We start from the raw sequence: 26782 nt of genomic DNA, 5'->3' as shown, positions 1-26782 counted from the left end.
CCCGCACGCACACCACCAGCACGATCACGGCGCACACGTCCATGCGTCTCCACCCGGCACCGGCGCCGTCGTAAGCGCCGCCGGTTCGAGTCACGCAGGCCATGCCGGCCATGACCATGGCGCCATGGTCGCCGACTTCCGCAGACGCTTCTGGGTCACGCTGCTGCTGACCCCGTTTGTCCTCGCGCTGTCGCCCATGATCCAGCACGCGCTCGGCCTGGGCGAGGCGTTGGCATTCACAGGCGATCGTTACCTCCTGTTCGCCCTGTCGACCGTCGCCTATCTCTACGGCGGCTGGCCCTTCCTGGTCGGCGTCGTCTCCGAACTGCGCAAGCGTCAGCCCGGGATGATGACGCTGATCGCGTTGGCCATTTCGGCCGCCTACATCTTCTCGGTGGCAGTGACCTTCGGCTTTCCCGGGCAGGAGTTCTACTGGGAACTGGTGACGCTGATCGCGATCATGCTGCTGGGCCACTGGGTCGAGATGCGCTCGGTCATGGGGGCGTCGCGTGCCCTGGAGGAACTGGTCAAGCTGTTGCCCGACAGTGCCACCCGCATCGATGCCGATGGCAGCCTGCACGACGTGCCGATCAGTGCGTTACAGCCAGGCGACCGCGTGATCGTCCGTCCCGGCGCCAAGGTGCCGGTGGACGGGGAGATCACCGAGGGCTCCTCGGACTTCAACGAAGCCATGCTCACCGGCGAATCCCGCCCGGTCGCCAAAGGAGTCGGTGCCACCGCGATCGGCGGGGCCATCAACGGCGCGAACGCCGTCATCATACGCGTCACCGCAACTGGCGATGCCACGTATCTGTCGCAGGTGATCGACCTGGTCAAGAAGGCGCAGCAGACCCGCTCGCGCACGCAGGACATCGCCAACCGCGCTGCCGCCTGGCTGACCTACATCGCCTTGGCCGTGGGCGTCGGCACGCTGCTGGTCTGGTGGCTGGTGCTCGACGCGCCGCTCAACTTCGCCATCGAGCGCATGGTCACCGTCATGGTCGTCGCCTGCCCGCACGCGCTCGGACTGGCTGTGCCCCTGGTGGTCGCGGTCAGCACGTCGCTGAGCGCGAGCAACGGCCTGCTGATCCGTGACAGGGCGGCGTTTGAGCGAGCGCGCCGACTGGATGCGGTCGTGTTCGACAAGACGGGCACGCTGACCGAGGGACGATTCGGGGTCAGCGACATCGTGATGCTGCAGGAGGGCGATGAGCGCCAGGAGTTGGCCTTCGCCGCGGCGGCCGAGAGCCAGTCGGAACATCCCATCGCCCATGGCATCGTGGCCGAGGCAAAGCGCCGCGACATCGCCATCCCCAAGGCCAGCGACGTGCGCAACATCACCGGCGAAGGCATCGTAGCCAACGTGGGCGACGAGCGCGTGCGCATCGTCAGCCCAGGTCATCTGGCCCGCCAGGGCAACGCCATTACCCACGAGCGGCTGGGACAGCTCGAATCGGCAGGCAAGACCGTCGTCGTACTCGAACGCGATGGTCAGCCGCGCGCACTGTTCGCGCTTGCCGATATCGTTCGGTCCGAATCCCGGGATGCCATCGCCGAATTGACCCGGCTGGGGATTCGCTCGGTGATGCTGACAGGTGATGCCCGAGGCGTGGCCGAATCGGTGTCCAAGGAACTTGGGATCTCGGAGTACTTCGCCGAGGTGCTCCCGGATCAGAAGTCGCAGAAGATCCAGGAGCTTCAGGCCCGCGGGCTATCGGTCGCCATGGTGGGCGATGGCGTAAACGACGCCCCGGCGCTGGTCCAGGCCGACCTGGGCGTGGCCATCGGCGCGGGCACCGACGTCGCCGTGGAGTCGGCCGACGTCGTGCTCGTGCGCAGCGATCCGCGCGATGTCGGCGCCATCCTTGGCCTGTCTCGCGCCACTTACCGCAAGATGGTGCAGAACCTGATCTGGGCGACCGGCTACAACACGATTGCGGTGCCCATGGCGGCGGGCATCACCTTCGGTACGGGCTTCCTGATGACGCCTGCCATCGCCGCCGTCTTCATGTCGGCCAGCACGGTGATCGTCGCCATCAATGCCCAGCTTCTCCGTTTCTACAGGCGACAAACATGACTACGACAGATTCCTCCAGCCGAGTGATCCTTCCCCTTCCCGGCAACGAAGCATTCGCCCGCCAGTTGGCGGTCGCTGGAAGGTGGGAGCTGGGAGAGCTGGAAACCCGGCGATTCCCCGACGGCGAAAGCTACGTGCGCATCGCCGCGGAGGTGGCGGACAAGTCGGTCGTCCTCGTGCAGACCCTGGCCCAGCCCGATCCCGGCTTCCTGTCGCTTGTCTTCGCCGCCGACGCCGCCCGCGACCTCGGTGCCCGCGACGTGATCCTGGTCGCACCTTACCTGGCCTACATGCGGCAGGATCGCCGCTTCCACCCCGGAGAAGCGATCACCTCCCGGAGCTTTGCCCGTCTCGTGTCGTCGAGCTTCGACCGCCTGGTAACGGTCGATCCCCATCTGCACCGTTACCCGGCGCTGTCGGCGCTCTACACCGTGCCCGCCGACACCCTTCATGCCGCTCCGCTGCTGGCCGACTGGATCACCGGCGAGGTGGAAAGGCCGTTGGTGATCGGTCCGGACGAGGAAAGTGAGCAGTGGGTGGCGGCCATCGCCCAGCGCATCGGCGCACCCCATGCAGTCCTGCGCAAGATCCGCCACGGCGACCGCAATGTCGAGGTCGCATTGTCCGACCTGTCCGCCTGGCGCGATCGCCAGCCCGTGCTGGTCGATGACATTGCGTCCTCCGGACGCACGCTGATCGAGGCCGCGCGGCAGCTGCCTCAGCAAGGCTTCGCGCTGCCCGTGGTCGCTGTGGTGCATGCCATCTTCGCCGAGGATGCCTATCCACAACTCGCGCAGCTATGCAGCCGCATCGTCTCCACCGATGCCGTGCGTCATCAGAGCAATGCGATTGCACTGGCCCCGCTGATCGCACAGGCCCTTGCCACCGACACGGAGGCAGCGACCAGCCTCGTGCGCCATCGCCGTCCACCCGAACCTCTCGATGACATCGACCCGACGACGGGTGCCGACTCCTTCACCGCGACTTCCACACTCTGAGGATTCCTCTCTTGAAGCTCACCTCGTTCGGCGGTGCTGGCACCGTCACCGGCTCCAAGCACCTGCTGAGCCACAACGGGAAACACATCCTGGTCGACTGTGGCCTGTTCCAAGGCCTCAAGAATCTGCGCGAGCTGAACTGGGAGCCGTTGCCGATCGCGCCGAAGGAACTCGACGCGGTGGTGTTGACGCATGCGCATCTCGACCACTCCGGTTATCTGCCAAGACTCGTGCGCGATGGCTTTCGCGGACGCATCTACGCCACCGCCGCAACCCGCGACGTGGCCGAATTGATCCTCAAGGACAGCGGCCATCTGCAGGAAAAGGATGCCGAGTACGCCAATCGCAAGGGTTTCAGCAAGCACAAGCCCGCCCTGCCGCTGTATACCGTGCAGGATGCCGAGCGCGCGCTCAAGCAGTTCTCCAATGTGCCGTTCGGCAAGCCGGCCCCGCTTCCCGACGGTGCGACGCTGACGTTCCGCTACGCCGGGCATATCCTGGGTGCCGCTACGGCGGAGATCGACTGGGGCGGCAAGCGCATCGTGTTCTCGGGTGACCTCGGCCGCTACGACGACCCGATGCTGTTCGATCCGCAGCCCGTGACCGAAGCCGATTATGTGGTGATCGAGTCCACCTACGGCAACCGGACCCATGCCCCGAGCGATGCCGCCGAAGCACTCGGGGCCGTCATCGAGACAACGGTCGGCCGCGGCGGCACGGTTGTCATTCCCGCGTTCGCGGTGGGCCGCGCACAATTGCTGCTCTATTACCTCTGGAAGCTGCGCCAGGCCGGGCGCCTGGGTTCGGTGCCCATCTATCTGGACAGTCCGATGGCGATCAACGCCAGCGAGCTGCTCTGCGATCACCTCGCCGACCACCGCCTGCCCGCCGAGATCTGTCATGCCGCCTGCGGGATCGCCACGTATACCCGCGAGGTCGAGGAATCCAAGCAGATCACCGCCAGCCGATTCCCCAAGGTCGTCATCTCGGCCAGCGGCATGGCGACCGGCGGCCGCGTGCTGCACCACCTCGCGGCGTTCGCGCCCAAGCGCGAGAACACGATCCTGTTCTCCGGCTACCAGGCCGCAGGAACGCGCGGCCAGGCGATGCTGCAAGGCACACGCGAAATCAGGATTCACGGTCAATGGGTGCCGGTCAATGCGCAGGTCGCCAACCTGCCGGAATTGTCCGCGCACGCCGATGCCAACGAGCTGATGCGCTGGCTCTCCGGTTTTCGGCACGCGCCTTCGCGGATCTTCGTCGTGCATGGCGAACCGGAGGCCTCCGAGGCACTGCGCGTACGCATCGACAAGGAGAACGGCTGGCCTGTCTCGGTGCCGCGCTTCGGGCAGGTGTTCGAACTATGAACGCGCGTGATGCCCAGGTGGCCGATTCGCCGCCGACGCTACGCGCTCGGCGCCTGGGGCTTTATGCCCAACACCAGTCGATTGCGGTCATGCGCACGGATTGCCACGTGTGCCGCGCCGAGGGACTCGCCTCACGATCGCAGGTGTTGCTTTCGGCCGGTGGGCGACAGGTGCAGGCAGTGCTCTATCAGGCCGATGGCGATCTGGTTGCGCCAGGCGAAGCCGCACTCTCCGAATCCGCCTGGGAACGGCTGGGCGTCGCCGAGGGCGCCCCCATTGAGGTCTCCCATGCCCCCGCCCTGGACTCCTTGGCCAGCGTTCGACGGCGGATCTATGGCCATCGGCTCGATGCGGCCGCGCTGCAAGCCGTCGTCGCGGACGTGACGGCGGGACGCTACACGGACGTGCATCTAGCCGCGTTCCTGACGGCCAGTGCGGCCCTGCCGCTGGACGAACAGGAAACGGTCGATCTGACCGCCGCGATGATCGATGCCGGGGAGCGCCTGACGTGGAACGCTCCGGTGGTGGTGGACAAGCACTGCATCGGCGGACTGCCAGGCAACCGGACCACGCCGATCGTCGTCGCCATCGTGGCAGCCCACGGCCTGGTGATGCCCAAGACCTCATCGCGCGCGATCACGTCGCCGGCGGGCACCGCCGACACCATGGAAACATTGGCGCCTGTGGATCTTGACCTGGCCACCATGCGGCGCGTCGTGGATCAGGAAGGCGGCTGCATCGCCTGGGGCGGTGCTGTGCATCTCAGTCCCGCCGACGACATCTTCGTTCGCGTGGAACGGGAACTGGACGTGGACACCGAGGGGCAATTGATCGCCTCCGTGCTGTCCAAGAAGATCGCGGCGGGCTCCAATCACGTCGTGCTCGATATCCCGGTCGGGCCGACCGCCAAGGTCCGCACGGAGGAAGCCGCAGATCGGCTGGGCGACCGCCTGATCGCGGTCGCCGCGCACTTCGGGTTGGCCGCGACGTGCATCCGCACCGACGGCAGCCAGCCGGTGGGCCGAGGGATCGGCCCCGCCCTCGAAGCGCACGATATTCTCGCCGTCCTTCAGAACAAACCCGATGCGCCCGGCGATCTGCGGCACCGGGCCGCAGTGCTCGCCGGCGCCGCGCTCGAAATCGGCGGCGCGGCAGAGCCAGGAGCAGGCTATGCGCTGGCCTTGGCCACCTTGGCTGACGGTCAGGCCTGGACGAAGTTCCAGCGGATCTGCCAGGCGCAGGGCGGCATGCGCGAGCCGCCCAGGGCCTTGCACATCCGGCCCCTGACTGCGGCGCGTGCTGGGAGGATCGTCCAGATCAACAACCGCAAGATTGCCCAGCTCGCTAAGTTGGCCGGTGCGCCCGAGGCCAAGGCCGCCGGCGTCACCATGGAGGTCATGCTGGGAGCTGACGTCGGCATCGGACAGCCGCTGCTTCAGTTGTACGCCGACACCGCGGGTGAACTGGCCTATGCCATGGAATATGCGTCCCGGAACCCGGACATCATCGAAATCGCGACTTGAGACGTCGCGGCAGTATCTCCATTGGAGGCCAAGATGCGCCCACGTGAAACTCTGACTCGTTCAGCGAAGCGCGCTGCGGGCAGATCCAGAAGCGAAAGGGCTGTTCACGCATCACCCGTGGCAGCCGTGCCGTCGGTGTCGACAGATCATTCCGCCGAACAAGCGCTTGCAGGTTCTGCCGTGTACGACTTCGCTCAGGCAGTGGGCTACTCGCGTGACGTGTTCGAGCGCGCGGTGCTGTTCTGGGACACGCTGCGCCAGCGGGCCGACGACATGATCGCCCACGAGCGCGCGGGCAAGCCTCCGCTGCTGGACTTCGACTACGAAACCCTCCTCGATGCCCGGCGCTTCGAGCGTCCGGCCAACTACGCGCTCCTTCGCATCACGCGGGCCGGGGACCACTGCATCGAAGACTGCCTGGATGCCTCCAGGCCGCCCGTGGTGGTCGTCGATCCGCGTGCCGGACATGGCCCAGGCATCGGCGGCTTCAAGACCGACTCCGAAGTCGGTATCGCGCTGCATCGCGGCCATGCCGTTTACTTCGTCTCGTTTTATCCTGAACCATGTCCCGGCCAGACGCTCGCGGACGTGTTGCAGGCGCTGCGGCGCTTCGTGGAGGAAGTGGCGAGGCGCCATCCCGGCCTGCCTCCTGTGCTGTACGGCAACTGCCAGGCGGGTTGGGCGCTCACGCTGCTCGCGGCGGACTGCCAGGGGCTGAGCGGGCCAGTCGTGCTCAACGGATCGCCGCTGTCCTACTGGGCGGGCGCCGCGGGTATGAACCCGATGCGGCTCGCCGGAGGATTCGTGGGCGGCGTGTGGATGACCCATCTGCTCGCGGATCTGGGCAATGGTCGTTTCGACGGCGCCTGGCTCATCCAGAACTTCGAGAATCTCAAGCCGGAAGGCGTGTGGGAGAAGTACGCCAACCTCTTCGCTCATGTGGATACCGAGCGTGATCGCTTCCTCCAGTTCGAGCGCTGGTGGAATGCCTGGTACTTCATGAGCCGCGAAGAGATCGTCGCCATTGTCGAGAACCTGTTCATCGGCAACCGTCTTGAGGAAGGCAAACTGCGGATCGACGAGCACTGCGCCGTCGACCTGAAGCGCATCCGCAACCCGCTGGTGGTCTTCGCCTCCTACGGTGACAACATCACGCCGCCTCACCAGGCACTGGGCTGGATTCCCGTGGTCTATCCCGACACGAACGCGCTCAAGCAGGCGGATCAGCGCATCGTCTACCTGACCAACCCGCATGTTGGTCATCTGGGGATCTTCGTCTCCGCGAAGGTCGCCCGCTTCGAGCATCGGGCCATCCTGGAGACCCTGGCGGACGTCGAGGCATTGGCCCCGGGCCTCTACGAGATGAAGATCGACAGCCCCACCGGCGACTCGGATTGCGCGCGGTCGCAGTACACCGTCCGTTTCGAGGAGCGACAGGTCGAGGACCTGCGGTTCGATGTCCCTAATGCAGCGTTCGAGAAAGTGCGAGGGATGTCGGAGACGAACGAATTGTTCTACAAGACGTTCGTGAGTCCCGTCTTGAGCGCCATGAGCAATCCCTGGAGCGCCTCGGCGCTGGAATGGCTGCATCCGATGCGCACCAGCCGCTACCTGCTTTCGGAGGCCTTCAGCCCTTGGATGCACGCCGTCGCGGCCCTGGCGCCCCTGATCAGGAAGGAGCGGACGCCATTGCCCGCGGACAACCCCTTCGCGGCGCAGGAGCAGGCGGTGATCGCGCAGGTTACCCAGGCCATCGAAGATGGGCGCAAGCATCGCGACGAGGCGATGGAATGGTGGTTCGCGCTTGTGTTCGGCGCCATGCCGAGAAGGCTCGGTGCGGCCTGACGATTCGTGGTCGCGGCTTGGTTGCGTAGTGGATCGGCGGATGAAGGCTTAGGCGCCAGTCGTCACAAGTGACCGGAGCGCGAGATCGCCAGAACCAGGCGTAGCGACAGCAATAGGGCCAGCAAATACGCGACGACCGCGAACAACGGCATGTCGCCCCAGATGCGAGGCCCAATGCTGTGCTGCATCAAGAGCGATCCAGCAAGGTAAAGCCCCAGCGTGATCAACGCGACCGACAGTCTGTTGCCGGTCCGGCTGATGTTGGCCTGCAATGCCTCAAGCCCCCGGTGGTACATGGTCAGGCTCGGCCTGCCATCATCCACCATCGCCGACCTGAGCAGTTCCGATGCGATCGTCGACAAGCTGTCGGCCGTGCGCGCAGCACGCTCGGCCACCGGCCGCCGGCTGCGGGCCGCCTCCTTGCTCAACGAAGCGGCAAGGGTTTCGCGGTGGAGCTCGAAACTTCCCAGCAGGTTGAACTCCGGATCGAGCTGGCGAATCGTGTTCTCGACCAGGAACAGTGTTCGGATCAGGACCAGCAGATGCCGGGGCAGCCGGAAACGCTCTCCTCCGCCCAGGCGTGAGATCCGCCACACCATCTCGGCCAGCGACCACTCGGTGACGGGCAGGCTCTCCAGTTTGTCGAGAATCTCGCCGATGGCGCGCGTGTACTCGCGACGGTCCACGGGTGCAACGATGAAACCCAGAAGAAGCGCCGAATCCAGCACCTCGTCCGCATCCGCATAGGGCACGGCAGCGATCATGCGTGCGAGTGCCAGCCGCGCCTTTGGATCTAGGTATCCGATCGAGCCGAAGTCATGAAGGCACAGTCGCCCATCCGCCATCGCGAACAGGTTTCCTGGATGTGGGTCGGCGTGGTACACGCCGCGAACGAACAAGAGGTGCAGATAGGCATTGAACAACTGATCGGCAATGGCGCGCCCTCGGTCGCTTCCGGCGAAGTCGGTGACGACGCCGCCGCTGCTGTATTCCTGAACTAGTACGTTAGGCGAGACATAGGGCTCGACGACGCGGGGCATCATGACGCCTGGCAGCCCCGCGATTGCTGACTGCAAACGCCGCATATTCCGCGCTTCGTGATCCAGATCGATTTCTGCAAGCAACTGCATGCCGAGTTCGTCGATCAGCGCCAGCGGCTGTTGCCGCCTGAGCTGCGGCCACACAGGAAGCAAAATCCTCACCAGCAAGCGCAGCAGCAGAAGATCGGTCTTGACCTGGGAGACGACACCGGGGCGGCGAACCTTGACCACGGCCTCTTGCCCGTCGTGCGTACGGGCTCGATGAACCTGGGCCACGGACGCTGCAGCAAAGGGAATTGCATCGAACCGTGCGAACAGCGTTGCCGCCGGTTGGCCGAACGCATCTTTGATGGCAGCTTCGGCAAGCTGCGACGAGAACGGCGGCACCCGGTTATGCAAGTCCTCCAGCACCACGCGGTACGCGTCGGGCAGCATGTCGCGACGCAAGCTCAAGCCTTGACCGAGCTTCACGAAAGTCGTGCCCAGCCCCTCCAGCGTCTCGCGCAAACGCTCCGCCAGCACCGATGGCGTGGTCTTCCGCAGGCGCCACCATGCCAAACCGAATCCAAGGGCAGCGACCACAATCTGAATGCCACGACGCAACGATGAGATTCGGGGTGGACGCATATGACCTTCGATTTCGTGTTCGATGGCCTGATGCGGGTTGCATTCCAGGCCCTCCTACGATGGCACCACCCCGCCATCTCCCCAACCCCAAACGCATCTACGTCAGAACCACAAGCGCAGGCCGACCACCCAGCGGTTGTCGGTTCGGGAATGACCGCTGAGCCTGCGCAGGTCGGACGTCTCGCCGAAGCTCCATTCGCGCTCGAACCCGATATAGGGCGCGAACTGCCGCGTGATCTCGTAGCGCAATCGCACACCTCCTTCTACCGTGCTCAAGCCTGACCCGATGACTTCCGCCGGATCGGACTGCCCGAACCAGTTGGCTTCGACACCCCAGCTTGCGATCAGCCGGTTGGTGAACAGCATGTCGTACTCGGCCTCGACGATCGCCGCCGTCTTGCCGCCTTCTGCGACGTAACCCGTTGCGGAAACCTCGAACTTATAGGGCGCCAGCCCCTGAACGCCGAACGCGGCCCAGGTGCGCGGCGTTCCGCCTCCGCCGAAGTCACCGAAATCCCGGCGCACGCCCACCACGGCATCCCACCAGGGATGGATCGCGCGTCCGTACATCGCCTCCACCCGCGCGCGCTGCAGGTTCTCGTCCAGGGCGTGCCCCTTGGTCCTCAGCCAGAGGCGGTTGATGTCGCTACCGACCCAGCCGATTCCCTCCCAGGCGATCTCCCTGCCTTCATCCGTGTTCGCCCCTTCCAGCTGATCCATAAGCCAGAAGGAGTTCAGGCTGGTTCCATGCTTGTGGTAGTCCTTCAGCGTCGGAAATGCCGCCAGGCGATCGGCATCCGTGACGGCGGGGATGGGTTCGCGTGGCGAGTCGAACACCCCCATCCGGGAATGATCCATCTGCGAATGGTCGACCTGCGAATGGTCGACATGCGGACGATCATGCTGCGAATGATCCATCTGCGAGTGGTCGACCTGTGGGCGACCATGCTGTCCATGATCCATCTGCGAGTGGTCCATGCCGGCATTGGGAGACTGCGCTGTCGTCGCGTCCTCTTCCTGCTGGTTCGCAGTCGGACTCGACGGGACAGGCTGGCCATGACCGGCGTGCTGCGCGTGGGCGCCGACAGGAGGGAGCAGCAATGCTGCGGCCAGCGCAGCCCAACGCATCGATGTTCTCACGCTCGTCATTCTTCGACCCTCACTTCCCGGAACATCCCGGATTCCATGTGGAAGAAGAGATGGCAGTGGTAGGCCCAGCGACCGAGCGCGTCGGCGCGCACCCGGTAGCTGCGCTTCGTGCCCGGCGGCATGTCGATGGTGTGCTTGCGCAAGTGGAAGTTGCCCTGTTCGTCCTCAAGATCGCTCCACAGGCCATGCAGATGGATCGGATGCGACATCATGGTGTCGTTCACCAGCACGATGCGCATGCGTTCGCCGTAGTTGAGGCGCAGCGGCTCGGCGTCGGCGAACTTGATCCCATCGAACGACCAGGCAAAGCGCTCCATGTGGCCGGTCAGGTGCAGCTCCACCGTGCGCCCCGGCTCGCGACCGTCGGGGTCTTCGAACAGGCTCTTCAGGTCGGCATACGTCGCCACCTTGCGGTCGTTGCCGCGCAGACCGATCCCAGGATCGGACAGTCGCGGCTCCGGCGTCATGGTCCGCATGTCCACCAGGGGATTGCCCGTTTCGCTGGCCGGATGAGTCTGCATCTGCATGCCGCCGCCTTCATGCGCGGAGTGCGCGCCTGGTGCGGCCGGAACGCCGTGCCCGGCATGCGGATCGGCGGCCACGGCCCCCGCCCCGTGGCCCGCGTGGGGGTCCGGCGCCGGCGCGGCGCCATGCCCGGCATGCGGATCGGCCGATGCGGCCGCCAGTCCGGAATGGGCACCGTGGCCGCCATGCCCCATGTCGGCCATGGTCAGCAGCGGCCGCGGGTCCACCGCCGGTACCGGAGCACGCAAGCCCTCGCGGACCGCAAGCGTGCCACTGACGTAGCCGGTGCGCGCGGAGTCTTGGGCGAAGATCGTGAAGGCGTCCTGCCCGGTAGGCTCGACGATCACGTCGAAGGTTTCGGCAGTGGCGATGCGCAGCTCGTCCACCGTCAGCGGGTGGACGTACTGGCCGTCGACCTCGACGACCGTCATCTTCAGGCCCGGGATGCGGACGTCGAAGTAGGTCATCGCCGCACCGTTGATGAAACGCAGGCGCACCTTCTCACCGGCACGGAAAAGTCCCGTCCAGTTGCCCAGCGACGTGGTCCCGTTTATCAGGTAGGTGTAGGTATGCGCGTTGACGTCGGACAGGTCCGTCGGCGTCATGCGCATGCGTCCCCATGCCTCGCGATCGCTTAGCGTCGCGCTCAAGCCGTCCCGGCGCACGTCGCGGAAGAAGTCGCCCACCGTACGCTGGTAGTAATTGTCGTACTCCGACAGCTTCTTCAGCCGGGCGAACAGGCGCGCCGGGTCCATGTCGGTCCAATCGGACAGGAAGACCACGTAGTCTCGATCGTAGGAGAACGGAGGCGGATCGATGGGGTCGATGATCAGCGGCCCGTACATGCCGCCCTGTTCCTGGAACCCCGAATGACTGTGGTACCAGTAGGTTCCGCTCTGGCGGACATCGAACTCGTACAGGTAGCTCTCGCCGCGGTTGATGCCGTCGAAGCTGAAGCCGGGAACCCCATCCATGTTGGCGGGCAGCAGGATGCCGTGCCAGTGGATCGACGTCGCGTCGCCGTGGATCGAGCCGGGGGGAAGGTCATTCCGGGCCCTGAGCTGCACCCGCGTGCCTTCGCGCCAGCGCAGGATCGGTGCAGGCACCGAGCCGTTGACGGTGATGGCGGGCCGCGTCTTGCCCGTGTAGTTGACCAGGGTCTCGCCTATGGTCAGGTCGAACTGCGTGCCCGACAGGACTTCGAGCTGGCCAGGGGAGCGGAGCGCCCAGCTCTGCTTCGGCCAAAGTCCCAGGCCCAGCACTGCGCCACCCGCTGCCAATCCTTGAACGAACTGCCTTCGAGACAGCAGCAGCTGCTCGGCGGCGTTCGTGCCTGAAAGTCTGGATCGCATGCATGACCTCCTATGATCGGTATCGGCTGACATCGAGCCCGCCCGGCCCATCGCCACGATCTGGGTGCCGGCCACGCGCGCCGGAGAAAGCGCCAGCGTGGTGAGGAACGCGGGTCAGCGTGCGCATGACAAGCCACGTGACGGTGGCCGGAATGCTTGCCAGATGGGCCGCACAGGATCCAGGCAACGGTCGGGGTTGAACGCAAGGGCGTGGTGCTCGCGTCATGGTGACCAGCCTAGGAGGGGGTCACTTTCGGCGGGATGACCCATCCATTACATTCCCGTCATTTCATGGTCATTCGCCCTGCCAGAGGCCTCGATGCTTGGGCGGTTGCGCCTTACCCCCGCTGGGCCTTGCGCTTGCCGACACCACGGTCGTCGACCGCGCCGCGTCGGCGCTTGGGTTCTTTCACCGCCGCCGCAGACGGCTGTTCGAGATCGGCCAGGATCGGGCAATCGGGACGGTCGTCCCCCGAGCAGCATGTCGCCAGCTGCTGGAGTGTCGCTGCCATCTCTTGCATGTCGGCGATCCGCCGTTGCAGATCCTCGATGTGGTCCAGGGCGATACGCTTGACGTCGGCGCTGCGCCGGCGGCGGTTGCGCCAGAGCTGCAACAGGCCATCGATCTCGGCGACGGAGAATCCCAGATCCCTCGTGCGCCGGACGAAGCGCAGCACGTGGACGTCCTTTTCGGTGTAATCCCGGTAGCCTGCGTGCGTGCGGCCAGCCGGTGGAATCAACCCGATCTGCTCGTAGTAGCGGATCATCTTGGCCGATACACCCGAGGCCTTCGCCGCGTCACCGATGTTCACCTCATTCTCCTTTCGGTCCCAAGCCCGCCGCCCCGAAACTCGCCGAAGCGGCGGCACCCCTCGAAGCCGGCAGTTGGCCAGCCGACGCGGCCGTCGTCGGCGGTTGGAATCGCCGTAACCTGAGTGCGTTGCCGAGGACGAAGACGCTCGACAACGCCATGGCGCCTGCGGCGAAGACCGGCGAGAGCAAGACGCCGTACGCCGGATACAGCACACCCGCGGCAACCGGGATCAGGGCCGCGTTGTAGGCGAACGCCCAGAACAGGTTCTGCCGGATGTTGCGGATCGTCCTCTTCGACAGCGCGATGGCGTTGGGCACGCCCTTGAGGCTGCCCGACATCAGCACCACGTCGGCCGCCTCGATCGCGATATCGGTGCCCGTGCCGATGGCGATACCCACCTCGGCCTCCGCCAAGGCCGGCGCGTCGTTGATGCCATCGCCCACGAACACCAGATGGCCATGCAAGGCCCTGAGCCTGCGCACCGACTCCACCTTGCCCTCCGGCAGCACCTCGGCGACCACCTCGTCGATGCCCAGATGGCGGGCGATGGCCTCGGCCGTGCGCCGGTTGTCGCCGGTGATCATGGCCACCTTGAGACCCAACACGTGGAGCGCGGCGATGGCCTCGGGGGTTGTGTCCTTGATCGGATCGGCCACGGCGATGACGGCCGCGAGCTTGCCGCCGATCGCTGCGTAGAGCGGCGATTTGCCCTCGTCGCCCACCCGTTGCGCGTTGCCGGCGAAGGCGGTCACATCCAGCCCCAGCCGGTCCATGTAGCGGTCGGCACCGATCTGGACACCCAATCCGTCCACCTTGGCCTCGACGCCGTACCCGGTCTCGGACCTGAAGCCGGCGACCTCCGGCAAGACCAGGCCTTCGGCTTGGGCGGCCTCCACGATGGCGCGGCCGACCGGGTGTTCCGACATCGCCTCGACGGCCGCGATCCGCGCCAGCACCTGCGCCCGGTCGAAGCCCTCGGCGAGTTCCAGATCGGTGAGCACCGGCCGGCCTTCGGTCAGCGTACCGGTCTTGTCCAGCGCGACGACCTTGGCATCCTTGAGCAACTGCAAGGCCTCGCCCTTGCGGAACAACACGCCCATTTCCGCGCCGCGCCCGGTGCCGACCATGATCGAGGTGGGCGTGGCCAGCCCCATCGCGCAGGGACAGGCGATGATCAGCACGGCGACGGCGTTGACCAGCGCGAACGTCAGCGCCGGTGAGGGGCCGAAGGCGAGCCAGAGCAGGAATGTCAGCAGCGCCACGCCGATCACGGCCGGGACGAACCACGACGTCACCTGGTCGACCAGAGCCTGGATGGGTAGCTTGGAGCCCTGTGCTTCCTCGACCATGCGGATGATCCGGGAGAGCACCGTGGACTCGCCCACTGCGGTCGCGCGGAACGCCAGCGCGCCGTTCTGGTTGACCGTGCCGCCGACCACCGCGCTGCCGGCGGTCTTCGCCACCGGCACCGGCTCGCCCGTGATCATGGACTCATCGACGTAGCTGTCGCCCTCGATCACCTCGCCGTCGACCGGTACACGTTCGCCGGGCCGCACTTCGACGGTATCCCCCGGCGCCACCTCGCCGAGAGCGATCTCGGCCGTCTGCCCGTCACGGCGCACGCGCGCGGTCCGCGCCTGCAACCCGACCAGCCGCTGGATCGCCTGGGAGGCGCGCCCTCTGGCCCGCGCTTCCAGGGACCGGCCGATGAGAATCAGGGTGACGATGACGGCCGCCGCCTCGTAGTAGACGTTGACCGCCTGCGCGGGCAACAGCGCGGGCGTGAAGGTCGCGACCAGCGAGTAGGCGTAAGCGGCCAAGGTGCCGACCGCCACCAGCGAGTTCATGTCCGGCGCCAGGCGCAACAGCGCGGGGAAACCCTGCTGATAGAAGCGCCGGCCTGGCCCGAGGATCACCAGCGTCGTCAGCGCGAACTGGATGATCCAGTTCCACTGCATGCCGATGGTGCGCACGATCAGGTGATGCAGGCCGGGAACGAGGTGCGAGCCCATCTCCAGCGCGACGACCGGCAAGGTCAGCGCAATGGACACGACCACCGCGCGTTTCAGTGCCGCCTGCTCGGCCTCCTTGCGGGCTGCGTCATCGGCCTCGCGCAAGGCCGCCCGGTCGATCGGCCGTGCCGCATACCCTGCGTCGTCGATGGCCTGGATCAGCAGTGGGGAGTCCGCGCCGCCTTCCACGACTGCGCGCTCCGTCGCCAGATTGACGCGCGCCGCCATCACGCCAGGGACGGCGCGCAAGGCGCGCTCCACACGTCCGACACAGGACGCGCAGGTCATGCCCTCGATGGCGAGTTCGGTCTTCCGCACAGCGTTCGTTCGCAGGGAGGCGCTTGGGGCAACGGAATCCATGGTGTTCATCTCGCCGGTGCAATGGTCACTAAACAAGTCTGCGGGTTCCTACGGTGGGAAGGTCAACCCCTGCATGGCCCGCGAAAACCCTTGACCTTCCAACGATGGCAAGGCCCATCCTAACCGTACACAAATCAGCAGGAGGTGCCCCATGCACGCATTTCACATCCAGAACATGACTTGCGGCGGCTGCGTCCGAGGTGTGACGCGCGCCATCCAGTCCGTCGACCCGGATGCCCGGGTTCAGGCTGACGTTCATACCCGACGGGTGCAGGTCGTGTCCGAGCAGCCTAGCGAGATCGTGAAAGCCGCCCTGACCAAGGCGGGCTACCAGGCGATTGGCGTCGATCCCTGACGCGCCGCCCGGCGGAGCGTTCAAGTCCCATTGATCGGCTGCAAGCAGCGAAGGGGCTCTCGCCAGCGCGGTCGTCGCACGACGCTGTGCCTTGAGCGTGTGGGCCGGTTCGCTCAGCCGGGATCATCCGGGTGGTCGGGCGCCGCCGGTCGACGGCGCCGCCACGACCATCCTCGTTCGATCTCGATTTGCAGTGCAACGCTCAGGAAGGTGCGGATCAGCACGATCAGCGCAAGGATCGCCACGCCCTGGAGCGAGGGATCGATGGTGACGGTGCGGATGATGTCCGCGGCCACGAGGAACTCCAGGCCCAAGACGATCGTGCCGCCGAGCTCCTGCCGCAGGGCGTGATAGCGCGCCGTCATCCCGACCTTCGTGTGAAGGAAGGCGAACCGCCCACACGCCAACAGGCTTCCCAGCGTGATGACGCCGACACCGAACAACTCGAATCCAGCCACCGCGATTCCGATGGCGGCATGTGGCAAGTCGACGCTCATCGGCCTGTCCGGTCAATGGTGGTCGTAGATGCCCACCCCGCGAATGTCGTTCCAAGACGTGGTCTGGTGGCAGAGGTAGCATTGCTCGGGCTGCGCATTCCGGACACCCGCAATCGGCTTGGACATCATCGAGAAGTGCTCCTTGTAGTGGCTGAGCGGCGCGAGATGGCACTGGCCGCACTCGGTGGAACTGGGCAAGGGATGCCTGAACCCGGCGATCGACCACGTGCCGGTGCCGTGGCATGTCGCGCAATCGTTTCCGAACACCTGGACGTGAGGGTCCGTGGTCTTGTGGCAGCTCGCGCAGTCCAGCAGCGTCTCCTTGTAGGTCATGCCGCTGGCGAGCGAGACGTTGCCGGGCAGCGCCTCTGGCCTGTGCGCCTTCACGTGCGCGAGCAGCAGCGCGCCCTCGTGGCGCTCCGGAGCACGATCGAGCCATCGCACGATGATGTCGGTCAGCGCCGCATGGTCCATGCCGCGCAGGCTGCGACCGGCGTCATGTTCCTTGTGGCAGGCCACGCAGTTGTTCGTCTCGGCGATGTCGGCATGGAACGCCGTCGGCTGCCGCTGCAGGAGGGCGGTTTCGTTGGCATGGCAGGCAACGCAGGTCGCATCCTGCACCCCCTTGACCGGCGTGTGGCACGCCGCGCAATCCTCCTGCAGGAACGCATGCGCGCTGGACAGTGGGCCAGGCGAGGCCATGCTCTGCCACGTCGCGACGTGCAGCGTCTGCGGCACCGCCTTCCACAGCGCGAGTGCTGCCACCGACGCCAGCACCGCGAGCAGCGCGACGATGATCGTTCCCTTTCGACTCATCTGAACCAGCGCAGCCCGAAGTAGATGCCGGCCCAAATGTGCAGCGCCAGCAGGAGATAGAAGACGATCGAGAACGCGATGTGCGCCGACAGCCAGCCGGTGAACAGCTTGCGCACCCGCTCCTGGAACTGGATTGAGTACTGCAGGTCGCCGGCGCCGGACGCCAGCGGCAGCAGTTCGGCGCCGGCCTTGGCCGTGCCGGCGCCGCCTGCCGGCGCCTGCGCGTAGGCCCAGTACGCCCCATCCAGGAGGCGCCACAGGCCGTCGAGCTGTGTCTTCTTCTCGCGGATGTTCTCGGCGACGTAGCGCAGGTAATGCTGGCCGATGAACCCGGTGAGCACGCTCAGCAGCATCGACGCCGTCAGCGCGATCCCGAGCACGCTCTGGAACTTGTGCCCGCTATGGATGATGGCCAGCAGCGCGCCGATCAGGCCGAAATACACGTGCGCCTGCAGCAATGCGGCGAAGCTGTGCTCGCGGGTGAATGCGCGGCGTAGCGTGGCGCTGCGCTTGACCACGGTGTAGACGAGCGGCACCAGCAAGAACGCGGCGCCCACGACGCCGAACACGCCACCCCACAGGCTACCGGCGAAGAACGGAGCGCGGTGTACCAGGAAGCCCAGCCACAGCACCGCCAGCATCGACACGATGATCGTCGCGGCGATGCGATCGTGCCTGCCCATCTAGGCATCCACCGAGATGTCGGCCGACGCTTTCGCCTGGCAGGCCAGGATCATCCCCGACGAGCGGTCGAGCGGGGTCAGGCTGTCGTCCACCGCCATGGTGACCTCGCCCGAGAGCAGTTTCACCTTGCAGATGCCGCAGTAGCCCTGCCGGCACGCGTACTCGATCGGGACGCCGACTTCTTCGGCGGCCTCGAGGACGGTCTGGCCGGCGATCAGCGGCGCCCTTTTCCCGGATCGCTCGAAGCGGCATGTCACGGCCGCAGCGGTGTCGCCGGCTTGGCCCGGTTCGGGCGTCGCCGGCTTGGGCGGGCTCAGGAACAGCTCGGAGTGTATCGACGCCGGATCGATGCCCAGCTTGCCCAGCTCGTTGCGCACCGCATCCATCATCACCGGCGGACCGCACAGGTGGATGCGGCGCGAGCGGATCTCGGGGATCTGCCCCAGCAGTTCGGCGGTGATGAACCCGCGTGCGCCGGTCCACTCCTCTGATGACTCCTCACTCAACACGATGGACACATGCAGGTTCGGATGCCGACGGGCAAGCTGGTTCAGCTCGTCGTGGAAGATCACGTTCTCCAGGTCCTTGCAGGCGTAGACCAGGTCGATCCGGCCGTTCCAGCTCTGGTCGGTCAGGTAGCGGATCGAGCTCATCAACGGCGTGATGCCGACACCGCCCCCCAAGAGCACGACGCTGTCGGACTCGACGCCGCGGAAGGTGAAGCGGCCGTACGGGCCGGACGCATCGAGCAGATCGCCTTCCTGGACGTGTTCGTGGAGGTATCCGGACACGATGCCGCCGCTTTCGTGCTTGACGGTCAGGTCGCACCAGCCATGGCAGCATGGCGATGAGGCGATCGAATAAGAGCGCTTGACCTGTTTCCCTTCCGAGGGCACGGAGAGCGTGAGGAACTGGCCGGGCTCGAACTCGAAAGGCAGGGCACCTGTCCCCTCGACGGGTGCCAGGCGGAACGTCTTGACCCGGGATGTCTCCGGGAAGATGCGCGCGACCCGCAGCTTGCCGACCCAACTGCCCGTGGTGGACGCAGGCGTGCGCGCCTGCGGGGCGCCTTCGGGCGAAGCAACGGCAGGTGCCTGTACCGCGGGGCCTGGCGATGCGCCGGCACGCGGTGCCGGGGAGGACGCCGGAGACGCCGGTGCTCCCGTGCGCAACGTGGCCAGCACCGCGTTCGTACGCCGGTTGCGGGCGACGTACATCCACGCACCCAGCAAGGCAAAAGCCGACAGCAGCGCCATCGTGAAGTAGTGAAAGCCCGACAGGCCGAAGACCCCGTGCGCCGGGACCGTGGTCAGGGGATCGGTCAGATTCATTTCGCGACGGAACCAGTCCAACGCGATGCCGCGCGGCGCCTGTCCTTCGGCCAGCGCGCGGTAGGCCGACAGGCCGCTGTCAAACTCGCCCCAGGCCACGCGCATCCGATCAGACGCCTCCTGCAAGCCGGCGTAGTCGTTGCGTTGAACCGCATGCGACGCCTCCGACGACAGGGTCGCCAACTGCTGGATGCCTTCGTGCATCCGATGGTGGGCGAGCTGCTCGACGCTGGCACGCCGCTCCGGCGGAAGGTCCGGCAGCGCCATCAGTTGGGGATACAGCAGCTTGTTGAGGCGCCGATCGCGACCGCACTCGTCTCCGCGGCAGCCACGCATCATGTCGTCCATCATGCCGCCCATGGAGCCGCCCATCGACGCACCTGCCGCAGCCGGCATGCCACCAGCCGCGTCAGGGTGATGCGCGGCATGGTCGTCATCGCCCATGCCTGCGTCAGCCGGGGTTGGGGTGCCCATCGGCATGCCCTGCATCGGGCTGCTGCCTTGCATCGGTGCGCCCCCGACAGCCGGTTGCGGCGCCGCCATGTTTGCGGCTTGGTCAGCGTGATCGTCGTCGCCCATCGGCGCGTCAGCCGACGGCGTGGGTTCCATCGGCATGCCACCCATCGAACTGCTGTCTTGCGCGGCTGTCGTTCCAGCGGCCGCCGTGCTGTTGGTCTTGTTCGGTGGATGAACAGCGTGCGGATCGGCAGTTGTCTGAGCGCCGGCCGCAGCATACGCCAGCGACATCGCCAGCACGGTCAGGGCAACGATTCGCCTCCACCCCATGAAGCTCTCCGTCGACACAGCGGCCGCCTCCTACATATGGCCCATCTTCTTCTTGGCCATGCCGCCGCCCATGCTCGAATCCATCTTCTGCATGGTCGAATCGACTTGCTGCATCTGCCGCTCGCAGTTCTCCATATCCTTCTTCATCTGTTCCATGTGCTGCATCGCGGCGGACATGTCCATGTCATTGTGCGTGGACGTGTCTCCTGCCTTCATCGACATGGCCTGCTGATGCATCTGCATGCTGCCTTCCTGCATCTGGCGGCCCATCGCTTCCATGGCCTTTCCCCGTTCACGCATCATCGTTGCCATCTCCTCCATGTGCGAAGCCATGGCATCGGGCGAGGCAGGCGAATTCTGGGAAGCAGGAGACTGTGGATCTGAAGCATGTGCCGCCGGAGGATGGGGCGCCGCTGGGGCGCTTGTGCTGGCGGGCGGCTGCCCCATGGCGCCTGACTGACCATGATTGTGCTTGTCGTCATCGGCCAGCGCCGAGCCGGCGAGCGTCGCACCAAGCAAACAAACCATCACCAGCGAGGGCCGACGATAATGCCTCATGACAACCTCCGATAAGTTGGCGGCGATCCCCATTCGGGAACCGGCGGATGCGGCGCACCCACAAAAGAAACCGGTCCGCGTCTGCGGCCGGCTTGTTCGCTTCCACCCTACGTACGGCAAGCTGTCGACGGGATGACCCCGCCATTACGATGCTGCAATCGTCTCGTCATTCAACCAAGACCTTTGGATCAAGTGATGCGCGTATTGAATTCGCTCCTCTCGTGGACGCGCTCAGCCGCCCCCGAAGTGACCAGCGCATTGCAGAAATGTAATGAATGGGTCATTCAGATGAAAGAAGGGCTTTCCTAGGCTGGCACCGGGCATACCTCCCCAGCCCATCAGGAGATTTCAATGAAGTCTGTCAAAGCGTCTTGGGTCATGATGTTGTGTGCGATGTTCGCCGTAGCCATTCCGGTCTATGCGCAGCAGCCCACCGAAGAACCGGTCATAACGCTCCTGAACGATATCGCGGACAAGCCGGAGAACCATCTGGCCATCGCCGCGTATTACCGCACGCTGGCCCGCGAAGCCCTGGCAGAAGCCGAAACGCACAAGACGATGCGCAACACGTATCGCCATAATCATCAAGCCTTCAAGAGTGGGACGGCCACGGACCAAACTCTGGCCAGACACTGCGATAAGCTGGTCAAGTTGAAGGAAGAAGCCGCTACGGAATACGAGGAGCTTGCAAAGCTCCACGAAGCCGAGGCGGCAGCGAGGTAAATGGCAGACTGCAAGCTTCCATTACCCCGCTCTCCTCTGAATTGATTGGAGCGGGGAATTTTTGGGGTATCCGGATTTTAGTGTGGGAAGACCGCACTAGCCCTTCTTGTCTGACAGCTCTCGTTCGGTAGGTTTCTGGTATCGCAAGGCTTACGCGCTTTTAGCCTTCAGTGTGGGCTTTGTCTGGCGCATGTCGGTGCAAGGAAACAATCAGTGGCAGGTCACCTTGCCCCCGGCTCGAACTGGGGTTTGAGGCGCAGTGGAACGGAAAACCGGGTTAAGCCACGCGCCTAGCTCCCGTGCAGAGAATCGATCAGCGGGCACGACACAGTGCCTCGCTGCGCATGGCACTCGTTGACCAACCGTGACAGCACCGCTTCGATTCGCGTCAGGTCCGCCATCTTGGTGCGCACGTCGGTGAGCTGGAGCGCAGCCAGCTCGGCGGCTTCGCTGCAGTGAGTGCCGTCCTCAAGCTGTAGGAGTTGGCCGACTTCGTCCAGGTTGAACCCCAGCCGCTGGGCGGATTTCACGAAACGCACCCGCGCCACGTCCGCCGATCCGTAGCGGCGAATACTGCCGACGGGCCGACCTGGTTCTGGCAATAACCCCTTGCGCTGATAGAACCGGATGGTCTCCACGTTGACCCCAGCGGCCTTGGCGAAAGCCCCGATGGTCAGTGTTTGCGGATCGTTCACCATCGCGCTTGACTCCGTACTTGACTACGGAAGTAACCTTAGCGCATCACGCAACGTCTCGGAAGGAGATCCCTCACATGGCAGACCCCAGCAACGGCCGCGGTGCACTGGCCGCCGGTGGCCTCGCCGCCATCCTCGCCTCGACCTGCTGCCTCGGTCCGCTGGTGCTGATCACGCTGGGTTTCTCCGGCGCCTGGATCGGCAACTTGACCGCGCTGGAACCGTACCGGCCGATCTTCATTGGCGTGGCGCTCGTGGCGCTGTTCTTCGCGTGGCGTCGCATCTTCCGGCCGGCTCGCGCCTGCGCGCCGGACGACGCATGCGCCGTGCCCCAGGTGCGGACGGCCTACAAGGTGATCTTCTGGATCGTCACCGCCCTGGTGCTGATCGCGCTCGTGTTCCCCTACCTCATGCCCCTGTTCTACTGAAAGGAGATTGCCATGAAGAAACTCGTCGCATTGCTCGCTCTGACCGTTGCCCTCAGCGCTCCCGCCTGGGCCGCCACCAAAACCGTCACGCTGTCGGTGCCGAGCATGACCTGCGCCACCTGTCCGATCACGGTCAAGAAGGCGCTGACCAAGGTCGAAGGCGTCATCGAGGCCAAGGTGACCTGGGAGCCCAAGGAGGCGGTGGTAACCTACGACGATGCCAAGACCACTCCGGCCGCGTTGACCAAAGCCACCGAGAACGCCGGCTACCCGTCTACCGTCAAGAAGTGAGCACACGCTCATGACCGAGGCGATCACGCTGCACATCGATGGCATGACCTGCGGGTCGTGCGCCGAGCACGTCAAGCAGACCTTGGAAAAGGTGCCCGGCGTGCGTTCGGCCTCAGTGTCCTACCCACAGCGCCGGGCCGAGATTGAGGCCAGCGTAGGTACCGCCGCGGACGTGACCTCGCTGGTCGCGGCGGTATCCGCACTCGGTTACCGAGCGCAGCTTGCCGATGCGCCGGGGCAACCCAGCGACCTGCTGAACAATGCACAAGAGCGGCTGGGCGGCGAACCAAAGCGCGAGGACGATGAGGCTGCACTGCACGTGGCCGTGATCGGCAGCGGCGGCGCGGCGATGGCGGCGGCGTTGAAGGCCGTCGAGCAAGGGGCGCGTGTGACGCTGATCGAGCGCAGCACTCTCGGCGGCACCTGCGTCAACGTCGGATGTGTGCCGTCCAAGATCATGATCCGCGCTGCCCACATTGCGCATCTGCGTCGCGAGAGTCCGTTCGATGACGGCATTGCCGCCGCCTCGCCGAAGATTCTGCGTAAGCGCTTGCTGGCTCAGCAGCAGGGGCGCGTCGATGAACTGCGCCACGCCAAGTACGAAGGCATCCTGACGAGCACCCCGACCATCACCGTGCTGCGCGGCGATGCCCGATTCAAGGATGCGCACACGCTGACCGTGGCAACCGCTGACGACGGGATGCGCGAGGTGAGTTTCGACCGCTGCCTCATCGCCACCGGGGCCAGTCCGGCGATTCCACCGATCCCGGGCTTGAAAGACACGCCCTTCTGGACGTCGACCGAAGCGCTGGCCAGCGACACGATCCCCGATCGGCTGGCCGTGATCGGCTCGTCGGTGGTGGCCGTCGAACTCGCGCAGGCCTTTGCCCGGCTGGGCAGCAAGGTGACCATGCTGGCGCGCAGCACACTGTTCTTTCGCGAAGACCCCGCCATTGGCGAGGCCATCACGGCCGTGTTCCGCGCCGAAGGCATCGAAGTGCTGGACCACACCCAGGCCAGCCAGGTCGCCTATGAGGATGGGGAATTCGTGCTCACCACCGAACGCGGCGAACTGCATGCCGACCGGCTGTTGTTCGCCACCGGCCGCACCCCAAACACCCGCACGCTCAACCTCGACGCGGCCGGTGTGGTGGTCAATGCGCAAGGCGCCATCACCATCGACCACGCGATGCGCACTACCGTGCCGCACATCTATGCCGCCGGCGACTGCACTGACCAGCCGCAGTTCGTCTACGTCGCGGCGGCGGCCGGCACCCGCGCTGCAATCAACATGACGGGTGGCAACGCGACGCTGGATCTGACGGCGATGCCGGCGGTGGTGTTCACCGACCCGCAGGTCGCCACCGTGGGCTACAGCGAAGCCGAAGCGCACCACGACGGTATCGAGACCGACAGCCGCACGCTGACGCTCGACAACGTGCCCCGGGCGCTGGTCAACTTCGACACGCGCGGTTTCATCAAGCTGGTTTCGGAGGCCGGTTCGGGACGACTGATCGGCGTGCAAGCGGTAGCCCCGGAAGCAGGCGAGCTGATCCAAGCCGCAGTACTGGCGATTCGCAACCGCATGACGGTGCGAGAGTTGGCCGACCAGTTATTCCCCTACCTGACGATGGTCGAGGGGCTGAAACTCGCGGCACAAACCTTCACCAAGGACGTAAAGCAACTGTCCTGTTGCGCGGGGTAGTGGCTGGGCCTCTTACCTATGCTTCATCGGCTGAATCACAAATTCAGGCTGAAGCGCCGCCTCTTGCACAATGGGCTGAGGACTATTCGAAATACCCCTCTTCGAGTAGCCGCGCCAGCGTCGGGAGATAGGGGCCGTACTCGACCACGCGCGTGATCTTCTTCTTGCGCGTTGCCGCCGTGGTCATCCGCTGGAACACGAAGTCCGTGGTCATTGGGTCGTCGTCATCGACCAACACGGTTTCGATAACCGAGCCATCCTTGCGCGCCTTCTTGTCGTAGAGCATGCGCGCCCGAAGCACCTCGAAGCTGTAACCCCTGCCCATGCGGTTCATGTCTTTGGCCACTCGGTTGACTGACTCAGTATAGGCATTGGTAATCGGCTGCTCGAAGTAGGCGAAGATTTCGTCGTGCCAGTTGTGCACGGCGGTGGTCAGGTCCTTGAACGTGGCCGCCAATTCGGTCGGAATATTGGCCTGCCACTTCGCGCAGGCGGCTTCTGCTGCTGGGCGGGTCTTCTGATCCCAGATCGACAGAAATCCTTCCTTGAGCGCGTGGGCTTCGCTTAGGAGCGGGAACTGTTGGAACCATTCCCGCATCCGGTCCATATCTCTCCCTGTCAGGTCGTGCTGCCGCTTGAGCAGCAGGAACCGCTCGTCCTTGAGTTTGAGGCGCTGCCGGGTGGACAAATCCTTGCGAATGCGCTTGCGCAGCTTCTCCAGCGCGTCGTTCGCCATGCGCTGGATATGGAATCGATCGACCACGATCCGGGCCTGTGGCAGCGTGGCGCGCACCACCTGCCGATATACGTGGTACATGTCCATCGCCACCCACTCGACCGAGTCCTTGTCCCGCAGGTCGCGGAAATAGGGCATCAACTCGGCTTTGGCCCGGCTGGGGCGGATATCGAACACGGTCTTGCGCTCGACGTTGGTGATCATGGCCCGGTACTGGCCGATGATCTTGAGCTCGTCGATACCCAGCACCCGCGGCGTCCGGAACTGGGTCTTGGCCTCGACCTCCTCGATGAAATCGTCGAAGACGTGGCGGACCGTCTTTTCGTCCACGGCTACTTCCCGGGCAAGGGCCGCAAAGGTCTTGGAGAAGGACTGGTCGCGGATATAACGCACCAGACGCGCCGTGGCTTGGCGTTTTCCATCAAGGTCCGCCACAGGCTCAAACAAGGTCTTGGTGCAGCTTGTACAGCGATAGCGACGGCGCTGGATGAAGATCACGACGGGTTTGCCGTGCGTCGGTGTGTCCTGAAACGACTGTTCCTGTGAGCCGTGACCATGCAGGCGTCCGGTCTTGCACAGCGGGCAGGTCACCCACTGATTGACGCCTTCGGCCTTGACGACGTAACTGTCCTCGCTGGTCAGGATTTCAAGCGTCTTCAGGCTTCGCAGCTGGAGAAAGTCCGTCACTCAGCACCTTGGGCGAACCCACACTGAAATCCGACTTTTACTCTAGCACATCCGCTCAGCCGTCCAACACCAAAATCCATTCTTTGAAAAGTGATAGCTACAAAGACCCAAGGAGCCAGAACCCACACCAGATTCCGGATACCCAATTTTTACAGCGCGAGGCGACTAGTCAGGACCAATGGTGTTAGATCCGGAGCCAGGCAGGCCGCGGAGGCCATTCGGATACCGCTATTTGTGCAGCTTGCCTTACGCTGGAACCTTGCTGCGGCTTGATCTTGATCAATGCCAGTCGGCCCCAAGAGGGCTAGACTGGCCATCATGAGAGCTGGCACGTCCCCTACCCTGATCCGCCCAGCGTCCGCAGGCGCTGCTTCGGGCGTGCGTGAGCTGTCATGGTGAAGCTGCTCAGGCGATGGCGGCGTTCCCGCCCTCGTGCCCGACTGGCATGGCTGGGACTGTGGGCGCTGCTGTTGCAGCAGCTGGCGCTGGTGGCCTACGCCTGTCCGCTGGAATCGGTGGAAGCTGGACAAGCGACCCTGATGGTCGGTTGCGAAGAGATGCCCGCGCCGGATCCCGATGCTCCGGCGTTGTGCGACCAGCATTGCCTGCGCGATCACATCACCACGGCCGATGCGAAGGCCCCTCAAGTGCCTTACCAGCCGGCGCTGGTCGCCTTCGCGCTGGCGCAGGCTCTGTTGCCACCGGTACACGCGCAGTTCTATCGGGATGTTCCGGTGTGCGTGTCCGATCCGCCTCCCCTGCAGCGCTTCTGTAGCCTGCTGATTTAAGCCCCCTCCTGGA

General features: G+C 65.1%; 22 protein-coding genes and 1 pseudogene. 11 read left to right on the top strand and 12 right to left on the bottom strand.

Annotation, left to right across the window (positions count from 1 at the left end):
- Positions 1 to 124: 124 nt before the first annotated feature.
- The 5 genes from ACSION_RS10830 to ACSION_RS10810 all read left to right on the top strand — a co-directional run bounded on the left by ACSION_RS10830 (position 125) and on the right by ACSION_RS10810 (position 7810).
- Positions 125 to 2077, top strand: a complete 1953-nt coding sequence (locus ACSION_RS10830) for a heavy metal translocating P-type ATPase (RefSeq protein ID WP_164490769.1) — start codon at positions 125 to 127, stop codon at positions 2075 to 2077.
- Positions 2074 to 3075, top strand: coding sequence for a ribose-phosphate pyrophosphokinase (locus tag ACSION_RS10825; RefSeq protein WP_054665556.1), 1002 nt, complete (start codon positions 2074 to 2076; stop codon positions 3073 to 3075). The genes ACSION_RS10830 and ACSION_RS10825 overlap by 4 nt, the downstream gene beginning before the upstream one ends.
- An 11-nt stretch (positions 3076 to 3086) precedes the next feature.
- A complete protein-coding gene (locus ACSION_RS10820; RefSeq protein WP_081420139.1) occupies positions 3087 to 4442 on the top strand; it encodes an MBL fold metallo-hydrolase RNA specificity domain-containing protein in 1356 nt (451 codons plus the stop codon).
- Positions 4439 to 5965 carry a thymidine phosphorylase family protein gene (locus tag ACSION_RS10815; protein WP_277726191.1) on the top strand — a complete coding sequence of 509 codons (1527 nt, stop codon included), beginning with the start codon at positions 4439 to 4441 and terminating at the stop codon, positions 5963 to 5965. The genes ACSION_RS10820 and ACSION_RS10815 overlap by 4 nt, the downstream gene beginning before the upstream one ends.
- A gap of 180 nt (positions 5966 to 6145) precedes the next feature.
- Positions 6146 to 7810, top strand: coding sequence for a DUF3141 domain-containing protein (locus ACSION_RS10810; RefSeq protein ID WP_435305933.1), 1665 nt, complete (start codon positions 6146 to 6148; stop codon positions 7808 to 7810).
- A 62-nt stretch (positions 7811 to 7872) separates the two neighbouring features.
- On the opposite strand, the gene ACSION_RS10805 is transcribed toward ACSION_RS10810, so the two are convergent.
- The 5 genes and pseudogenes from ACSION_RS10805 to ACSION_RS10785 form a co-directional block, all read right to left on the bottom strand.
- Positions 7873 to 9453, bottom strand: a complete 1581-nt coding sequence (locus tag ACSION_RS10805; protein WP_054665548.1) for an ABC1 kinase family protein — start codon at positions 9451 to 9453, stop codon at positions 7873 to 7875.
- A 126-nt stretch (positions 9454 to 9579) separates the two neighbouring features.
- A complete protein-coding gene (locus ACSION_RS10800) occupies positions 9580 to 10605 on the bottom strand; it encodes a copper resistance protein B (protein ID WP_435305932.1) in 1026 nt (341 codons plus the stop codon).
- A 17-nt stretch (positions 10606 to 10622) separates the two neighbouring features.
- Positions 10623 to 12503 carry a copper resistance system multicopper oxidase gene (locus ACSION_RS10795; protein WP_162407212.1) on the bottom strand — a complete coding sequence of 627 codons (1881 nt, stop codon included), beginning with the start codon at positions 12501 to 12503 and terminating at the stop codon, positions 10623 to 10625.
- 338 nt (positions 12504 to 12841) lie between these two features.
- Positions 12842 to 13315 (bottom strand): Cu(I)-responsive transcriptional regulator, encoded by a 474-nt coding sequence (gene cueR, locus ACSION_RS10790; protein ID WP_284448507.1) that lies wholly within the window; start codon positions 13313 to 13315, stop codon positions 12842 to 12844.
- Position 13316: 1 nt separating this feature from the next.
- A pseudogene (locus tag ACSION_RS10785) lies at positions 13317 to 15635 on the bottom strand (heavy metal translocating P-type ATPase); the annotation flags it as partial.
- Positions 15636 to 15840: 205 nt separating this feature from the next.
- On the opposite strand from ACSION_RS10785, the gene ACSION_RS10780 reads away from it, so the two are divergent.
- Complete coding sequence (locus tag ACSION_RS10780; RefSeq protein ID WP_162407209.1) at positions 15841 to 16044, top strand: heavy-metal-associated domain-containing protein; 204 nt, start codon at positions 15841 to 15843, stop codon at positions 16042 to 16044.
- 113 nt (positions 16045 to 16157) lie between these two features.
- Here the strand turns inward: ACSION_RS10780 and ACSION_RS10775 are convergent, their stop codons facing one another.
- Genes ACSION_RS10775 through ACSION_RS10755 form a run of 5 tightly spaced genes read right to left on the bottom strand, consistent with a single transcriptional unit; the run spans position 16158 to position 20716 of the window.
- Positions 16158 to 16541 carry a DUF1622 domain-containing protein gene (locus tag ACSION_RS10775; RefSeq protein ID WP_054665533.1) on the bottom strand — a complete coding sequence of 128 codons (384 nt, stop codon included), beginning with the start codon at positions 16539 to 16541 and terminating at the stop codon, positions 16158 to 16160.
- A 12-nt stretch (positions 16542 to 16553) separates the two neighbouring features.
- A complete protein-coding gene (locus tag ACSION_RS10770; RefSeq protein WP_054665529.1) occupies positions 16554 to 17357 on the bottom strand; it encodes a multiheme c-type cytochrome in 804 nt (267 codons plus the stop codon).
- Positions 17354 to 18040 carry a hypothetical protein gene (locus ACSION_RS10765; RefSeq protein WP_054665526.1) on the bottom strand — a complete coding sequence of 229 codons (687 nt, stop codon included), beginning with the start codon at positions 18038 to 18040 and terminating at the stop codon, positions 17354 to 17356. The genes ACSION_RS10770 and ACSION_RS10765 overlap by 4 nt, the downstream gene beginning before the upstream one ends.
- Positions 18041 to 20158 (bottom strand): 2Fe-2S iron-sulfur cluster-binding protein, encoded by a 2118-nt coding sequence (locus ACSION_RS10760; RefSeq protein ID WP_277726196.1) that lies wholly within the window; start codon positions 20156 to 20158, stop codon positions 18041 to 18043. It lies immediately after the preceding gene.
- 30 nt (positions 20159 to 20188) lie between these two features.
- Positions 20189 to 20716 (bottom strand): hypothetical protein, encoded by a 528-nt coding sequence (locus ACSION_RS10755; protein ID WP_277726197.1) that lies wholly within the window; start codon positions 20714 to 20716, stop codon positions 20189 to 20191.
- Between the two features lie 351 nt (positions 20717 to 21067).
- Between ACSION_RS10755 and ACSION_RS10750 the strand changes: the two genes are divergently transcribed.
- Entirely contained in the window at positions 21068 to 21439 is a 372-nt protein-coding gene (locus ACSION_RS10750) for a hypothetical protein (protein WP_056878756.1), read from the top strand.
- Positions 21440 to 21729: 290 nt separating this feature from the next.
- Here ACSION_RS10750 and merR read toward each other — a convergent pair whose 3' ends face one another.
- Positions 21730 to 22137: an Hg(II)-responsive transcriptional regulator gene (gene merR / locus ACSION_RS10745; protein WP_012480188.1), complete on the bottom strand. Its 408-nt coding sequence runs from the start codon at positions 22135 to 22137 to the stop codon at positions 21730 to 21732.
- A 74-nt stretch (positions 22138 to 22211) separates the two neighbouring features.
- Between merR and merT the strand changes: the two genes are divergently transcribed.
- From merT to merA, 3 genes are read left to right on the top strand one after another with little or no spacing between them, the layout of a single operon-like run.
- Positions 22212 to 22562, top strand: a complete 351-nt coding sequence (merT, locus tag ACSION_RS10740; RefSeq protein WP_019183730.1) for a mercuric ion transporter MerT — start codon at positions 22212 to 22214, stop codon at positions 22560 to 22562.
- 12 nt (positions 22563 to 22574) lie between these two features.
- The gene (merP, locus tag ACSION_RS10735; RefSeq protein WP_012480190.1) at positions 22575 to 22853 is read left to right on the top strand and encodes a mercury resistance system periplasmic binding protein MerP; all 279 of its coding nucleotides are present in this window, start codon (positions 22575 to 22577) and stop codon (positions 22851 to 22853) included.
- Positions 22854 to 22863: 10 nt separating this feature from the next.
- Positions 22864 to 24558 (top strand): mercury(II) reductase, encoded by a 1695-nt coding sequence (gene merA / locus ACSION_RS10730; RefSeq protein ID WP_435305931.1) that lies wholly within the window; start codon positions 22864 to 22866, stop codon positions 24556 to 24558.
- An 82-nt stretch (positions 24559 to 24640) separates the two neighbouring features.
- On the opposite strand, the gene ACSION_RS10725 is transcribed toward merA, so the two are convergent.
- Entirely contained in the window at positions 24641 to 25981 is a 1341-nt protein-coding gene (locus ACSION_RS10725; RefSeq protein ID WP_019183731.1) for an ISL3-like element ISStma11 family transposase, read from the bottom strand.
- Between the two features lie 392 nt (positions 25982 to 26373).
- Here ACSION_RS10725 and ACSION_RS10720 point away from each other — a divergent pair, with 392 nt between their 5' ends.
- Positions 26374 to 26769 carry a hypothetical protein gene (locus ACSION_RS10720; RefSeq protein ID WP_277726199.1) on the top strand — a complete coding sequence of 132 codons (396 nt, stop codon included), beginning with the start codon at positions 26374 to 26376 and terminating at the stop codon, positions 26767 to 26769.
- Positions 26770 to 26782 lie beyond the last annotated feature (13 nt).

This window comes from Pseudoxanthomonas sp. LjRoot125 (assembly GCF_964252705.1).
Taxonomy (GTDB): Bacteria; Pseudomonadota; Gammaproteobacteria; order Xanthomonadales; family Xanthomonadaceae; genus Pseudoxanthomonas_A.
The sequence above is the reverse complement of the archived record's forward strand: the minus strand, read 5'-3'. Positions and strand labels throughout refer to the sequence as shown.